Origin of the sequence: Flavobacterium agri (assembly GCF_013401995.1) — a bacterium.
In the GTDB taxonomy this organism is placed as follows: domain Bacteria; phylum Bacteroidota; class Bacteroidia; order Flavobacteriales; family Flavobacteriaceae; genus Flavobacterium; species Flavobacterium agri.
The window spans coordinates 76651-91460 of the sequence record NZ_JACBJI010000005.1 but is presented as its reverse complement, the minus strand read 5'-3'; the positions used below and the strand labels follow the sequence as shown (position 1 = coordinate 91460).

General features: G+C 46.7%; 17 protein-coding genes. 7 read left to right on the top strand and 10 right to left on the bottom strand.

The window, feature by feature from the left end:
- Nucleotide 1: 1 nt before the first annotated feature.
- Nucleotides 2–910: a 16S rRNA (cytosine(1402)-N(4))-methyltransferase RsmH gene (gene rsmH / locus HZF10_RS12480; protein WP_176006554.1), complete on the bottom strand. Its 909-nt coding sequence runs from the start codon at nt 908–910 to the stop codon at nt 2–4.
- Nucleotides 885–1364: a division/cell wall cluster transcriptional repressor MraZ gene (locus tag HZF10_RS12475; protein WP_176006553.1), complete on the bottom strand. Its 480-nt coding sequence runs from the start codon at nt 1362–1364 to the stop codon at nt 885–887. Before HZF10_RS12475 ends, rsmH begins: the two co-directional genes overlap by 26 nt.
- Before the next feature lie 382 nt (nt 1365–1746).
- On the opposite strand from HZF10_RS12475, the gene HZF10_RS12470 reads away from it, so the two are divergent.
- The 3 genes from HZF10_RS12470 to HZF10_RS12460 all read left to right on the top strand — a co-directional run bounded on the left by HZF10_RS12470 (nt 1747) and on the right by HZF10_RS12460 (nt 3952).
- On the top strand, nt 1747–2511 hold the full coding sequence (locus HZF10_RS12470) for an alpha/beta fold hydrolase (protein WP_176006552.1): 765 nt from the start codon (nt 1747–1749) through the stop codon (nt 2509–2511).
- 222 nt (nt 2512–2733) lie between these two features.
- Nucleotides 2734–3351, top strand: a complete 618-nt coding sequence (yihA, locus tag HZF10_RS12465) for a ribosome biogenesis GTP-binding protein YihA/YsxC (protein WP_176006551.1) — start codon at nt 2734–2736, stop codon at nt 3349–3351.
- 10 nt (nt 3352–3361) lie between these two features.
- Nucleotides 3362–3952 carry a hypothetical protein gene (locus HZF10_RS12460; protein ID WP_176006550.1) on the top strand — a complete coding sequence of 197 codons (591 nt, stop codon included), beginning with the start codon at nt 3362–3364 and terminating at the stop codon, nt 3950–3952.
- Nucleotides 3953–3986: 34 nt separating this feature from the next.
- On the opposite strand, the gene gldC is transcribed toward HZF10_RS12460, so the two are convergent.
- Nucleotides 3987–4328 carry a gliding motility protein GldC gene (gene gldC / locus HZF10_RS12455; protein ID WP_176006549.1) on the bottom strand — a complete coding sequence of 114 codons (342 nt, stop codon included), beginning with the start codon at nt 4326–4328 and terminating at the stop codon, nt 3987–3989.
- A complete protein-coding gene (gene gldB / locus HZF10_RS12450; protein WP_176006548.1) occupies nt 4321–5283 on the bottom strand; it encodes a gliding motility lipoprotein GldB in 963 nt (320 codons plus the stop codon). Before gldB ends, gldC begins: the two co-directional genes overlap by 8 nt.
- A gap of 61 nt (nt 5284–5344) precedes the next feature.
- Between gldB and nadE the strand changes: the two genes are divergently transcribed.
- Together nadE and HZF10_RS12440 are read left to right on the top strand one after the other, a co-directional pair.
- Nucleotides 5345–6151, top strand: a complete 807-nt coding sequence (nadE, locus tag HZF10_RS12445; protein WP_176006547.1) for an NAD(+) synthase — start codon at nt 5345–5347, stop codon at nt 6149–6151.
- An 86-nt stretch (nt 6152–6237) separates the two neighbouring features.
- A complete protein-coding gene (locus tag HZF10_RS12440) occupies nt 6238–6867 on the top strand; it encodes a LuxR C-terminal-related transcriptional regulator (RefSeq protein ID WP_176006546.1) in 630 nt (209 codons plus the stop codon).
- Here HZF10_RS12440 and dnaG read toward each other — a convergent pair.
- From dnaG to HZF10_RS12415, 5 genes are all read right to left on the bottom strand, one after another.
- Complete coding sequence (gene dnaG / locus HZF10_RS12435) at nt 6864–8849, bottom strand: DNA primase (protein ID WP_176006545.1); 1986 nt, start codon at nt 8847–8849, stop codon at nt 6864–6866. The genes HZF10_RS12440 and dnaG overlap by 4 nt on opposite strands.
- A 143-nt stretch (nt 8850–8992) precedes the next feature.
- Nucleotides 8993–10042, bottom strand: a complete 1050-nt coding sequence (locus tag HZF10_RS12430) for a coiled-coil domain-containing protein (RefSeq protein WP_176006544.1) — start codon at nt 10040–10042, stop codon at nt 8993–8995.
- A gap of 23 nt (nt 10043–10065) precedes the next feature.
- The gene (locus tag HZF10_RS12425; RefSeq protein ID WP_176006543.1) at nt 10066–10803 is read right to left on the bottom strand and encodes a hypothetical protein; all 738 of its coding nucleotides are present in this window, start codon (nt 10801–10803) and stop codon (nt 10066–10068) included.
- Nucleotides 10790–11350 (bottom strand): RNA polymerase sigma factor, encoded by a 561-nt coding sequence (locus HZF10_RS12420; protein WP_176006542.1) that lies wholly within the window; start codon nt 11348–11350, stop codon nt 10790–10792. Before HZF10_RS12420 ends, HZF10_RS12425 begins: the two co-directional genes overlap by 14 nt.
- 128 nt (nt 11351–11478) lie before the next feature.
- The gene (locus tag HZF10_RS12415) at nt 11479–12456 is read right to left on the bottom strand and encodes a polyprenyl synthetase family protein (RefSeq protein ID WP_176006541.1); all 978 of its coding nucleotides are present in this window, start codon (nt 12454–12456) and stop codon (nt 11479–11481) included.
- A gap of 129 nt (nt 12457–12585) precedes the next feature.
- Here HZF10_RS12415 and HZF10_RS12410 point away from each other — a divergent pair, with 129 nt between their 5' ends.
- Both HZF10_RS12410 and HZF10_RS12405 read left to right on the top strand, forming a co-directional pair.
- Nucleotides 12586–12723 carry a hypothetical protein gene (locus HZF10_RS12410; RefSeq protein ID WP_176006540.1) on the top strand — a complete coding sequence of 46 codons (138 nt, stop codon included), beginning with the start codon at nt 12586–12588 and terminating at the stop codon, nt 12721–12723.
- Nucleotides 12724–12810: 87 nt separating this feature from the next.
- On the top strand, nt 12811–13413 hold the full coding sequence (locus tag HZF10_RS12405; protein WP_176006539.1) for a hypothetical protein: 603 nt from the start codon (nt 12811–12813) through the stop codon (nt 13411–13413).
- A 52-nt stretch (nt 13414–13465) separates the two neighbouring features.
- On the opposite strand, the gene rlmN is transcribed toward HZF10_RS12405, so the two are convergent.
- Nucleotides 13466–14512 carry a dual-specificity RNA methyltransferase RlmN gene (rlmN, locus tag HZF10_RS12400; RefSeq protein WP_176006538.1) on the bottom strand — a complete coding sequence of 349 codons (1047 nt, stop codon included), beginning with the start codon at nt 14510–14512 and terminating at the stop codon, nt 13466–13468.
- Nucleotides 14513–14810: the final 298 nt, after the last annotated feature.

The following is a 14810-nucleotide window of genomic DNA, read 5'->3' as shown; positions in this document are numbered from 1 at the left end:
GCTAGATTTTTTCGGCGATTCGCAGTTTGGCGCTGCGTGCGCGATTGTTTTCCTTGATTTCCTCGTCTGTCGGGACGATGAGCTTGCCGATGGTCTTGAACGGAACCGAAAAGTTGCCGAACATGTCGCGCTCGGGCTCACCTTCGAACATCCCGTTTTTCATGTAGCGCTTTACCAGGCGGTCTTCGAGCGAATGATAGGCGATTACGCTCAACCGGCCGCCAGGTTTGAGAATCTCAAGCGATTGCTCGAGAAATTCCTTCAGCACGTCCATTTCCTGGTTCACTTCTATGCGGATCGCCTGATAGATCTGCGCCAGGATTTTGTTACTCTTATGAATGGGCAAAAAGCGGTGTAATACTTTTTTAAGTTGTTCGGTATCGCGGATCGGAGCCGCCTCACGGGCTTCGACGATAGTCCTTGCGATGACCGGAGCGTTTTTGAGTTCGCCGTATTCGAGAAACACACGTCTCAATTCGGAATCCTCGTAAGTGTTGACGACTTTGAACGCATCGAGTTCGTCCTTCTGGTTCATGCGCATGTCGAGCGCGCCTTCGAAACGAGTGGAGAACCCTCTTTCAGGAACGTCGAATTGGTGAGACGAAACACCCAAATCGGCCAAAATCCCATCGACTTCACGCACGTTGTGGAATCGTAAAAAGCGTTTTATGAAACGGAAGTTCTCGTTGATGAGCACGAATCGTTCGTCTTCTATCGCATTCCCCAAAGCATCGAGATCCTGGTCGAAAGCGAACAGTTTTCCGTTCGGGCCAAGGCGCTTCATGATTTCGCGCGAATGCCCGCCTCCGCCAAAAGTGACGTCTACGTAAACGCCGTCGGGCTTGATGTTCAGCCCGTCTACGGTTTCTTTTAGCAGTACAGGGTTATGATATTCCATTGTCGCCGTCATTGATATTCCCCATTACATCTTCAGCCAAATCGGCAAAATCTATTTCACTGTTGTCGAGAGACTTCTCGTACAAATCCTTATCCCAAATCTCGACGATGTTCACCGCCGAAGCCAACACCACATCGCCTTTAAGCTTGATCTGGGCAAACTGTTGCAGGTCTTTGGCAACGAGCAGACGTCCGGCCGCATCGATCTCGACCATCTTGACTCCGGCGGTGAACCGCCTGATGAAGTCGTTGTTCTTCTTGACGAAGCGGTTGAGCTTGTTGATTTTGGTCATCATCGCATTCCATTCACTCATAGGATACAACTCAAGGCACGGCTGAAAAACCGAACGCTTCAAGACAAAACCGTCCTGAAGCGACGCAGCCATCTGCTTCTTCAAAGGCGCAGGCAACGTGAGCCTTCCTTTGTCGTCTGCCTTGCATTCGTATGTTCCTATAATTGCCTCCAACTGCAGTTTGGATTTGATTTGAAGCAAAAATATAACAATTCCCCCCACATTTTACCATTTTAACCCACTTGTTGATAAGTTTTACCATTTCTTCACCCACCACTTACATACAGCGCCAATTCCTACAGCCTTAATTGTTTAACGAATTATTAAGATTTTAAAATTTTTTAAAAATTAATTTCGGATTGCAGACGATTCTTATTCGAATTTTTACGGATTTTAGAATTTGTAGAGACTTCCTACAACGCCGATTTTCATGTGGAAAATGTTGATAATTGACTGATTTTCATCTTGCTGAAACACGTTTTCCCGATTCGGCAAAAAAACAGTGCCTTAATACCAAAACTGCTATCTTTGCAGCGACCTGAACTACAAAGCATCAATGGATAACGATCTTATCAAAGAAGGGAAATACAAGTATACCGAGGCCGGCGAAGGCACTCCAATCATCGTCCTTCACGGACTTATGGGCGGCCTTAGCAATTTTGGAGGCGTGTTCGATTATTTCCCGGAGCACGGTTACAAAGTCATCATCCCCGAACTGCCGTTGTACACCCAAAACATCCTTAAAACCAACGTAAAAGCATTCGCTCGCTGGGTCAAGGATTTCATCACTTATAAAGGTTTCGACCGCGTCATTTTGCTTGGGAACTCGCTTGGCGGACACATCGCTTTATACCACGCCAAAATGTATCCCGAGAAAATGCTGGGGCTTGTGCTTACGGGAAGCTCCGGTTTGTACGAAAGCGCAATGGGCGACAGTTATCCGAGACGTGGCGATAAGGATTACATCCAAAAGAAAGCCGAGGAAGTGTTCTACGACCCTAAAATCGCGACTCCTGAATTGGTTGACGAGGTGTATCAGGTTGCGAACGATCGCTTGAAATTGATCAAGACGCTTACGATCGCCAAAAGCGCGATCCGTCACAATATGGCGAAGGATTTGCCGAAAATGCATGTGCACACGTGTTTGATTTGGGGCGCGAACGACAAGGTTACGCCGCCGGAAGTCGCTGAGGAATTCCATCAGCTTTTGCCACATTCCGATTTGTATTGGATCGAAAAATGTGGGCACGCGGCGATGATGGAGCATCCTGATGAATTTAACCGCATCATGCATGAATGGTTGAAAAAACAGAATCTTTAAGAGTCCGAAAGGGCTTTTTTTTGTTTGATGGGGTTGGGTAGGAATTTAAGATTTTGTGTAGTTTTTCTGTACTGAAGGAAGCCGAAACCGTAATATCTTGCGGGTGGGTGGTGGTAATTTTTTCCGCCGAAAATTAAAATATTTACCTCTTTCAGAAGATTTCAAACCATCATTTAGGAGTTCGCCCGTTTAGAAGTATCTTTGCCTGCGAAAACGATCCACATGAAAATCACGTCCGCCGAATTCGTCATCAGTAATTCCGACCCGAAAAAATGCCCGAACGAGCCGCTTCCTGAGTACGCGTTCATCGGCCGTTCCAACGTCGGGAAATCGTCGTTGATCAATATGCTGACCAACAACAAGAACTTGGCAAAGACCTCGGGAAGACCCGGAAAAACGCAGCTCATCAATCATTTCAAGATCAACCACAATTGGTTTTTGGTCGATTTGCCGGGTTACGGATACGCCAAAGTATCGAAATCGGTCAAGGCCACTTTCCAGAAATTCATCACCGAATATTTTGAAAAACGCGAGAATTTGACGTGTGCATTCGTCTTGGTCGACATCCGTCACGAAGCCCAGAAAATCGACCTTGAATTCATCAATTACCTTGGGACGATAGAAGTTCCGTTCTGCATCATCTTTACCAAAGCCGACAAAATTGGGCGCGTCAAAGCCCAGGAAGCCGTCGCTGCTTACCGAAAGACCTTGCTTGCTAACAATTGGGAAGAAATGCCGCAGCACTTCATCACCTCATCCGAAGATAAGACAGGCAAAGACGAAGTGCTCAACTTCATCGGACAGGTAAACGACGACATCTTCAAAAACAATTCCTTCTAACCAAACCAACATGTTTAAAAAATTAACGCTACTGGCGTTGTCATACGCCCTGTTATCGTCATGCGCCAGCGTTTCCGATTATCGCATCGGATACAACACAATCGATCAGCAACTAGATTTCAGGCAAGGCAAATGGCTTCTCGGATTTATTGAAGGCCCGACAGTAGCCAAACAGGAAATGACTGCAAAAGCCAAAATCGATTTGAATAAAATTTCAGGAGGACGCGTCGATTACGCCGGAGACGTAAGCCTTTTGATGGCGGAAAAAACCCCGATGAATCCATCTAAAAACAAATTGGCCCAAATGTACAAGGGTACGGGTTACGATTACTTCATCAACATCCATTGCCAGGGCAGTGTTGCGGAAAGCGACAAGGATTTCACCGAACAAGATTATATTACCTATACGACTTCTTTCGCCGAAGTGATTTGCGAGGTATACGACCTCAAAAAAGGCGAAGTCGTTTACAGGCAAGCGTGTTCGGCACGACTCAACAAAGACACGAGTTTTGCGTCAAAACCAGTGTTTACGGTACTTTTTATCGCCTACGGAAAAATAATAGACGACATTCAGAAACGGGCTGCAACCCTTCAATCATAAAAAAAGCGACTCTTTCGGGTCGCTTTTTCATTTCTTACTTTTTGACAAGTTCCATCTTCTCGGCGAAGTAGTCGCAGAAATCGCGCATGGAATCGGCCATTTTTTCGTCGTCTGTCGCGCGTTGGAACGTATCGGCCATGGCGACCAATGTTTGATGGAAGAACTTTTTCATCTCATCGACCGGCATGTCTTTCGTCCAAAGGTCGATGCGCAGCGTTTCCTGCGATTTGTAATCCCATAGCGACAACAACATGGCTTTTGCGCGTTCGTGGTTCACGCCGCCGTCCTGGGCCGACCAGTACATTTTTTCGGGCACGTGGTTATCATCGAGCGCGATGGTTACTTTTATTTCGGAGTTGCGAAGTTTATTACTCATTCTTTTTGGGTTTGTATCTTGATTTTTCGAAAAGGGTTCGCGCATCGGTCTTGAGCAAGTCCTGAACCGACACCTCATTGTTTTCCATGTAGGATTTTACGATTTGCCATCCGATGTATTCGCCTATGCGTCCCGGACTTTGATTGTCGATCTCGAGATAGAATTTCGAGAACGGTGCCGGATTGAGAAACCTTTCGGACAGTTTCTGATCGGTACTGTACAACATCTGGCTTTCGATGAAGTATGCCCAAACGTAGCCTTCATTTTCATCAGACCAAGCGATTTGTTCGGGCGTGTATCCTATTTTGTCAGCATCCGATGTTTCGGGAAGGAAAAGGTCTTTGAGATACAATTGCTTTCCCACGTAAACCATCTGGCTCAAAAACGTATTGTCGGGCGGACGGATTTTGTATTGCGACCAAGCCGAAACCACATCGGGCAAAATTTGATTTTCCTCGAAATTCTGACGGATGTATTCCGGAAATTCACCGGCGTAGAATTTGTGGTCTTTCCCAAGGAACAATTCGAGCGAAATCACGAGCGTATCGTTGGCAAAAAGCACCTTGCTGTTATAGTCCATATTTCCGACAAGCGTATAAACGACGGGCGTTTTGGCATTCGGGAAATAATATTTGAAATGCTTGAAAAGGTCTTCTATCTTTTGCTGTTCGGGTTCGAAATTGCCGTACTTTTTCTCAACTTCGCCATACACTTCCTTCCACAACGGATCTTGCAGGCGCTCAAGATATGGCGCATCGGACGGATCGGGGAAGAAAAACGGGTATTCCAGACGCAAGTCATTCAAATCTTCGGGTTTGGATTTGAAAAAGGCCTGGTCAAAGCGATGCACCTCCATTTTTACAGGCACTTCCTCTACTTCTTTCTCAACCTTCGATTTCTTGTCGCATGAAGCCAATATGACAATTAAACCCAAAAATGTAAGCAGATTCCTCATTTGTTGATTAAATTAGCGTGACAAAACCGGCTGCAAATATACCGGAAAAACCTCAGTAAACATGCCCAAAAAAAGCACGATCAAAGCCGCCGAAACCGTAGATTTCATAGTAGACTGGCTCAAGGCTTATGCCCAAAACGCCAAAGTGAACGGATTTGTTGTAGGCATTTCGGGCGGTATCGACTCGGCCGTGACCTCATCGCTTTGCGCAAAGACAGGAATGAAGACACTTTGCGTGGAAATGCCGATCCATCAACCGCCTCATCACGTGACGCGCGCCCAGGAACATATCGCGCAATTGAAGCAGAAATATCCGAACGTCGATGACGCGCGAGCCGATTTGACGCCTGTTTTCGAATCGCTCAAGACTGCGGTTCCGACATCCCAAAACGAACACGCACTTTTCCTGACGCTTGCCAACACGCGCGCGCGTCTCAGGATGACGACTTTATACTATTACGCCGGATTGAATGGATTGCTCGTGGCCGGAACCGGAAACAAAGTCGAGGATTTCGGCGTTGGTTTCTTTACCAAATACGGTGACGGGGGCGTCGATCTGAGCCCGATCGCAGATCTTATGAAATCGGATGTGTATGCTTTGGCGGCGTACATGGGCGTTCCCGATTCGATTTTGGTCGCGCCGCCGACCGACGGGCTTTTTGTCGACGACCGTTCGGACGAAGACCAACTCGGCGCATCTTACGACGAACTCGAATGGGCGATGCTCGAATCCGAAAAAGGAAGAGCCGCCGACGACTTCACCGGAAGGGAAAAAGAAGCGTTCGAAATTTACGCGCGACTGAATCGTGCGAACAGGCATAAAATGCTTCCGATACCCGTTTGTGAGATTCCATCAGATTTTAAATAAAATTTTAACATAATTTTTCAAAGGATTACATTTTTTTTCTAATTTTGATTAACCCCGAAAGGCGTTTAACAGTAAAAACCAGCACTATGATAAATGTTTGTTTGGCCGACAACTATCCGGTAGTTCACTTTGGGGTAAAGTCATACTTCAAAGATCATCCGGAAATCCATGTAGTTTCTAACGTGGGGAATTTTCTTATGATTCCCGAAGCGTTGCGCAACAAACAAATCGACGTTTTGATACTCGATTTGGAACTTGACGGATTGACGAGTATATACGAAGTGAAATCGGTCATCAAGAACAACCCGAAAACGAAAGTCATCATCTTTACGAGCCTTTCGGAACAGATTTACGCTCCGAACGCTATAAAATCGGGTGTTTCCGGATTCGTGCACAAATCTGCTAAATTGGAAACTTTGGGCATTACGATCCAAAAAGTCCACAACGGCACGATCATGCTCAGCGATTCGATCAAGAAGAATTTGGCACTTATCGCCAAGCAGAATAAAAGCGAACGTTTATATCGCAAGCTGTCCAATAGAGAAATTGAGGTATTGCGCTATTTGAGCGACGGAAAGAAAAACAACGAAATTTCCAAAATCCTGAACCTCAACGAGAAAACGGTCAGCACGTATAAACTGCGATTGCTTACGAAACTCAACGTAACCAATCTCGTAGACTTGGTAAATAAGGCAAAAACCCTCGAAATCGTTTAACTATAGCGCGTCATTACTCTCCCCAATCTTTTTGAAAACGAACCGATGAGCGTGTAATAGTCCATCGCGAGCGCCAGCGTTTCAGAATTGTCGGCGTCGGGTTCGGACGAAATTTCACCTTTAAGGTCGTTAATGATACGGTCTACCAAAAACCATCTCAATGTAAGAATGGTTTCGGATACGTATTGCGCAATCGTCTGGTCTTTGAGTTTGACCACGATGTTTTGGGATTCCCAATTATGGAGCTGTTCTCGTTCGTCGACCATCAATATATCGGTGACTTCGGATGCGAATTCGGGTGGAAGCTGCGCGATGTACTGATCGGTTTCGAATTCCTCATTTTGCTGATAGAACGCGATCAGGTTGTTATAAATGTCGCGGAACAACGGATTAGCCAATTGCGTCTCATCTTCCTGAAGACTTAAGAAAATGCGTTCGTACACTTTGGCCTCGCGTTTTACTTTGGCTTCTTTGATTTCGCCATCGGCATTGGCTTCGTATACGATATCGTCGAACTCCTCGGTCTTAAAGCCATAAAGCAATAGTATTTCGAGGATTTTACGCTCGAGTTCGTACAACACATCGACCTTTTCCTGAGTTTGCGTCTCTTCGTTGCGTACGATATCGAATGCTCTCTCTTTGGTTTCCTGCTTGAGTTTTTTTCCGGCCTCGTCTATGTCTTTTTGGACGAGTTGGGCCAAAGTACTTACGAGAACCTGTTCCGAAATATCCATGATGCGCGCGCATTCCTGAATATAGATTTCGCGCTGGATGCGATCGGGAATTTTCGAAATACTCGTCACCATATCACGGATCAACCCTGCTTTTTTTACCGGATCGTTTTGGGCTTCATCGACAAGTAAAGTCGCCTTGAACTGGATGAAATCCTTCGCGTTCTTCTGCAAGTATTCGACCAGATCGCCGTGCGCGGTTTTCCTCGCGAAACTGTCGGGATCTTCGCCTTCGGGGAAAGTGCACACTTTTACGTTCATGCCTTCCTCGAGAATCAAGTCGATTCCTCGAACCGAAGCGCGCAAACCGGCGGCGTCACCGTCAAAAAGCACGGTGATATTTTTCGTAAGACGGCTGATGAGGCGGATTTGATCCGGAGTCAAAGCCGTGCCCGACGAAGCCACGACGTTCTCGATTCCGGCCTGATTGAACTGGATCACGTCGGTATAACCTTCTACGAGGTAACAATTGTCGAGTTTGGCGATCGATTGCTTGGCCTGGAAAATCCCGTAAAGGACTTTGCTTTTGTGATAAATGTCCGATTCGGGCGAATTGAGATATTTCGCGACTTTTTTGTCGTTTGTCAGGATACGTCCGCCGAAACCGAGTACGCGTCCCGACATCGAATGGATCGGAAACATGACGCGGTGACGGAAACGATCGACAGTCCTGCCGTCTTCGCGTACGATCGTCAAACCGGTTTTATCGAGAAATTCGAGCTGATAACCTTTGCCAAGTGCGTCTTTGGAAAATGCGTCCCAAGCTTCAGGTGAATAACCTAGCCCGAACTTTTTGATGGTTTCCCCGTTGAATCCGCGCTCTTTGAAATAGCTCAAACCGATCGCTTTTCCTTCTTCGGTGTTCAACAGCACGTCGTGGAAATATTTCTGGGCGTATTCCGACACCAAAAACATCGATTCGCGTTGGTCGAGTGCGGCTTTTTCTTCGTCGGTCTTTTCGGTTTCCTCGATCTCTATGTTGTATTTCTTGGCGAGATATCTGATAGCTTCGGGATACGTGAAATGCTCGTGTTCCATCAAAAAGGCCACAACATTGCCGCCTTTGCCCGATGAAAAATCCTTCCAGATCTGTTTCACGGGCGATACCATAAACGAGGGCGAACGCTCGCTGGTGAACGGGCTCAATCCTTTGAGGTTTGAACCTGCGCGCTTGAGCTGCACGAAGTCGCCTATGACTTCTTCGAGGCGTGCGGTTTCGAAAACGGTATCTATGGAGGCTTTTGAAATCATAAGAGAGGCGAAAGATACGAATAGATTTCTGTTTTGGAACGCTCCTCGACTGCGCTCGGAGCATGTTCCGAGCGCAGTCGAGGAACAAAAAAAACGCCCTGGTTTCCCAAAGCGTTTCTCCCTTTTATAACTATCTGCTAACCTTAATTGAAATCGAATCGCAGGCCGAACGAAATGTTGCGTTCGTCTGTCGCATTGTCTTCGAACACCGGGTTCAAATCGTATTTGCAGTACAAACTGATCGATTCGTAACCGACGTAAGCACTCAATCCGTACACGAAATCGTTCACATTGAAATCGCCGACGGTCTTGTTCTTGACCTCGTTGTTCTCTTCGTTTTCGTATTCGAGGATGCGCTTGGCTTTGACGTTTCCGCCTACGAAACCTCCAATACCGACTCTCCAGCCTTGATGCGTACGGAAATACGTTTTGTCGCCATCCGTTTCCTTACCCGAAAAATCGAATTCCAAATGCACGGGCACGACCAAATTCACGGTACGGAATCTCGAGTCTCCCAAATTGATCGAACTGTTCACGAGATTTGTCTGGTCGCCTTGCTCCGCGAAATAACGATTGTCGGTCGGACGAACGGTGTTCCATTGCATCGAAAGTCCGTATTTGGCATGCAGCAAATTGCTGTGTGCAAGGATTCTCGTGTTCAAAGTAAGCCCGAGTTCATAGAAATGCGAGCCCCAAACACGGTAGTCGGAATGCGCGATCGCACCGTCTGTCATATAATGGTTCAAACCGAATGCGAAAACCAATTGCGATGTCGTGCGGTTCTCGCCTCTTATCGTGTCTTTCACTTTATCGGTGACTTTTATGCCATTCGAACCAATAGAAATACGGTAACGTCGTGTAGAATCCTTTTCGGTGATTTTGCCGTCTACTTTTTCCTGCACGAGTTTCTTGAGTTCCTCTTGTGCCGCCGCGGTTCTCCTTTCGATATTGGCCGCACGGGTTTCAGCATATTCCAGTTTCTTTTGGTCGGCTTGGTCTATCGTGAGCTGGCCTTCCTGAACCTGTTTGTTTACAGCATCCACTTCAAGTTTGAGCGCTTCCTTCTCTTCTTTGGTGATTACCGAAATCTTATCGCTGATGATCTTGATCCGGTCTTCGAAAGTCTGTTGTGCAAAGGCTTTGCTCACAAAAAGACATAGCAAGGCCGATACGTAAAAAATAACGTTTCTCATGGTGTTCGTGATTTAATTGATGATTAATGGTTCTCTTCGAGGTTGCGGTTCTCGACGGCAACCTTAACTTGTTGGTAGTTTTTGTTGAGTGCGCGCAGGGCTTTTTGGCGAAGCGTGAGTTTTTCCTCGGCCTGGCTGTCTACTTGCGAAAGAAGGCTTTTCGCATTGACTTTTACGCCCTTCACCTGGGCTTCCCGTTTGGCTTGGGCATTTGCGAGAAGCTCGTCAGCCGTGGCACTTGAAGCGATTTGTGGATTCGCCTGATTTAACTTGTCCGTTTTTTGATCGATGATCGAATTTGATGATTGATTTTGATTGATGGTATTGTCGGCCAATTGCGCCTTTTGTTCTTGAACCGAATTGACTTTTTCAATTTTCCGTCTTACCGAAGGCGCTGTCGCTTTTGCCGTTTCCGATACTTCAGAAGAATTCTCAGCGATCTGAACCTTGGGTTGCGCTTCGATTTTAACATGCGAAGGCTTTTGCACCGGTGTTTTGGCAGTCTCGACCACTTGATGGTTTCCGTTATCGATCGCCTTCGTATCGCCTTGTCGGAAAAAAAGTGTCCCGACCAAGAGGAATCCCAAAAAACCCGCGGCCACGTAAAGCCATTTGAAACTTCTCTTGATTTTCACGACTTGAGGTTGGGCTTCGGCCGCCGACAACATCGCGTCGAGCCTGTCCCAAGCGGCAGAACTCGGTTGTATTTCACGCTGGTTGAGTTTTTCTGAGAACTCCTTTTCCATTTTATTCCGTGCCATTTTCATAGTTCTTTGATTCAACAATTTTTTCCTGCAGAATTCGTCTTGCATGCGACAGTTGCGATTTCGACGTGCCTTCGTTGATTCCGAGCATTTCGGCGATTTCCTTGTGTTTGTAACCTTCTATGGCATACAGGTTGAAAATCATGCGGTAACCGTCGGGCAAACCGTCTATCAGATTTTGGATGTCGTCTACGCTGAGTCCGCTTTCGACGTCGTTGAAGCCTTCTTCTTTGTAGAAACTGTCTTCCATGAAACTCACTTTCTTCTGGACGCGCAGCCAAGAAATGCACTCGTTGACCATAATCCGTCGGATCCAACCTTCGAAACTGCCTTCGTGCTTGAAATTCCTGAGATTCGCGAACACTTTCATGAACGCGGTGATCATCAAATCTTCGGCATGATGCACATCTTTGGCGTATTGTCGGCAAACGCTGAGCATTTTAGGAGCGTACTGCGTATAGATTTTCTGTTGGGCATGTCGGTTGTTTTCGACAGCCAAAGCGATTATCTCATGTTGCTCCTGATGTAAAGCTATTACCTTCAAATCCTTTTTAAGTGGGTTTCTGATAGCATAGACGACGACTTTCGGAAAAGCGTTGCATGTATCGGCAAAAAAATTTCAGAAAAACAAAAAAGCCCTGTATTTACAAGGCTTGACAGATATAAAATATTTTATTTTTTTCGTTCGATGACGTAATTGACCATGAGTTCCAAAGCGCTTTTGAACTCCGATTCGGGGTATTTCTCGAGCAAAACGAGTGCTTGGCGGCGAAATTCCTCCATTTTGGTTTCGGCGTAACCCAAACCGTTGCGCTCTTTCACGAAGTTGATGACTTCCTTGACGCGCTTTTTGTCCTTGTTGTGGTTCTTGACCGAATTGATGAGCCAGGATTTTTCCTTTGCCGAACACGTATTGAGCACATGGATCAACGGAAGCGTCATCTTTTGTTCCTTGATGTCGATTCCGGTCGGTTTTCCAATGGCTTCTTCAGAATAATCGAACAAATCGTCCTTGATCTGGAACGCCATACCGATAAGTTCGCCGAATTTGCGCATGTTTTCCACTTCGCCCAAATCGTCTGTTACCGAACGCGCTCCGAGCGCACAACAACTCGCAATCAACGTCGCGGTTTTCTTTCGGATGATTTCGTAATACACGTCTTCGGTAATATCGAGCCTTCTCGCCTTCTCGATTTGTAGGAGTTCACCTTCAGACATTTCACGCACCGCGACCGAGATAATCTGCAGCAAATCAAAGTCTCCGTTGTCTATAGACAGCAAAAGTCCTTTCGAAAGCAGATAATCGCCGACGAGCACGGCAATTTTATTCTTCCAAAGTGCGTTAATGGAAAAGAATCCGCGGCGGCGGTTCGAATCGTCGACAACGTCATCGTGCACCAAAGTTGCCGTATGGATGAGTTCGATGACCGACGCGCCCCGATACGTTCTTTCATTTACGGTTCCGCCCGACGTCATTTTTGCGATCAGGAACACGAACATCGGACGCATCTGTTTGCCTTTCCGATTGACGATATAATAGGTGATGCGATTGAGAAGCGCGACTTTCGACGACATGGATTCGTAGAACTTCTTCTCGAAGAGTTCCATCTCGGGTCGGATGGGTTGTTTTATTTGCGCGCTGATGTTCATTTGCCTTTCAAAGATAGACTATGTTTGCACAAGTTCAAAGGTTAAAAATTTGTTGGCTTTTTTTGAACGATACGTTAAACCATATTGGATTCCAGCACTCTAATTCCAAAACCATAAAAACCAAAATCTATGAAAAATAAATTGTTGTTAGGATTTGCGGCCCTTGCGCTGACTTTCGCAAGCTGTACAAAAGACGAAGACGAGGCTTTCAACGCCCAAAGCGCGCGTATCAATAATGAGATGGATCGCATCGCCGACGACGTTTAGGCCATTGCCGAGGAAGAGTACGAAAACCAGCAAGCCGACGCCGGACGTCCGAATTCTGTACAGGCGTTTCTGCCGTCTTGCGCCGTCGTGACAACCACTTTTACCGATGCAACCTGGACAAGCGTGATCGAATTCGGCGAAAGCGGATGCACGTTGAATTCGGGAGCTGTCGTAACCGGACAAATCATCGTGAGTGGAAGCCTTGATTTTGACGCGGCCTCGTACGAAGTCGATTATACGTTCAACAATTTCTACCACAATAACAGACATGTGGAAGGCAACCGCCACGTCACGTTCACCTGGGAAAGCACGACTGCACAACCCGAAGCGCATACCGTGGCGAACATCGACATCGATTTTACGGTGACGTATCCGAACGGAAACGAATACCACAGGACGGGCCACAGGATCCGCGAATTGATCGACGGATACGACACGCCGTTCAACTGGACCGACAACGTCTATCAGGTAACTGGAAACTGGACGACGACCGGCCCCAATGGCAGTTGGACGACGACCATCGGAACACCTTTGGTTTGGTACGCGACCTGTCCTTACATCGGTGCCGGAACGTTGACGTTGTCTACAGGAAACAACACCGCGACTCTGGATTACGGAGACGGCACTTGCGATTATTTCGCACAACTCACCGTAAACGGAGGCACGCCGACAACGGTCCTTTTGAATTGATAAAGGTTAATTACATAAAAGTGAAGAAACGCTTCGGAGACGAGGCGTTTTTTTATTCGGCGTCCTTATTGGCGAGTTGCCCGCATGCGGCATCGATGTCTTTTCCTCGGCTGCGACGTACTTTCACGACGATATCGGCTTTTTCAAGTGCCGAAATATAAGCATTGATCGATTCTTCGGACGCTTGTTGGAATTCTCCGTCGTCGATCGGGTTGTATTCGATCAGGTTGACTTTGCACGGCACGTATTTGCAGAATTTCACAAGTGCGTCGATCGATTTTTTGTCGTCGTTGATACCTTTCCAAACCACATATTCGTAAGTCACGCGGCTTTTCGTTTTGGCGTACCAATATTCGAGCGCTTCACGCAATTCCGTAAGCGGGAAATTCTTGGTGAACGGCATGATCTTGTTGCGGATTTCCTCTACGGCCGAATGCAAGGATACGGCGAGTTTGAACTTCACCTCATCGTCGGCGAGTTTCTTGATCATTTTGGTCACGCCCGAAGTGGAAACCGTGATCCGTTTCGGCGACATGCCCAAACCTTCGTCCGAGGTGATTTTCTCGATGGCTTTCATCACGTTCGGATAGTTCATCAATGGCTCGCCCATTCCCATGAACACGATGTTCGAAAGCGGCCGGTTGTGATAGAGTCGGCTTTCCTTGTCAATCGCTGCGACCTGGTCGTAAATCTCGTCGGGATTGAGGTTGCGCATGCGCTTGAGTTTGGCCGTCGCGCAGAAATTGCAATCGAGCGAACATCCTACCTGGCTTGAAACGCAAGCAGTGGTTCTGGTTTCTGTCGGAATCAAAACCGATTCGACAAGCAACCCGTCGTGAAGACGCACGGCATTTTTGACCGTTCCGTCTTCGCTTTTCTGCATTTTGTCGACCTTGATGTGGTTGATGACGAAATTGCGCTCGAGCATCGCACGCGTTTCTTTCGACACATTGGTCATGTCTTCGAAGCTGTGCGCACCTTTGCTCCATAGCCATTCGTAGACCTGGTTGCCCCGGAAGGCTTTATCTCCGTTGTCTACGAAAAAATCACGGAGTTTTTCTTTGGTCAGTGCGCGTATGTCTTTCTTTTCGATTTCCACGGCGCAAAGATACGGTTAAAGTTGAAAGTCGAGGCAGTTAGGGTGTTAGGGATTTTATAAAATGGATGAGGACAATAATTTCGACATGAACAAACGCAAAACCTAAAATTTAAGAAAATGTACATAAAATCTATAATGGAGCGAATCGCGTTTGGGCTAACTTTGAGACCTAACAGATTTAAAAAATCTGTTAGGTCTCAAACACCGATTTTTGATGTGGAAAAGTAGTGTCGAAAAAACCTACAACGGCTTTTCTCAAAACACCAGAAAGACAAACATCCGAAAACTTCTATTCGTA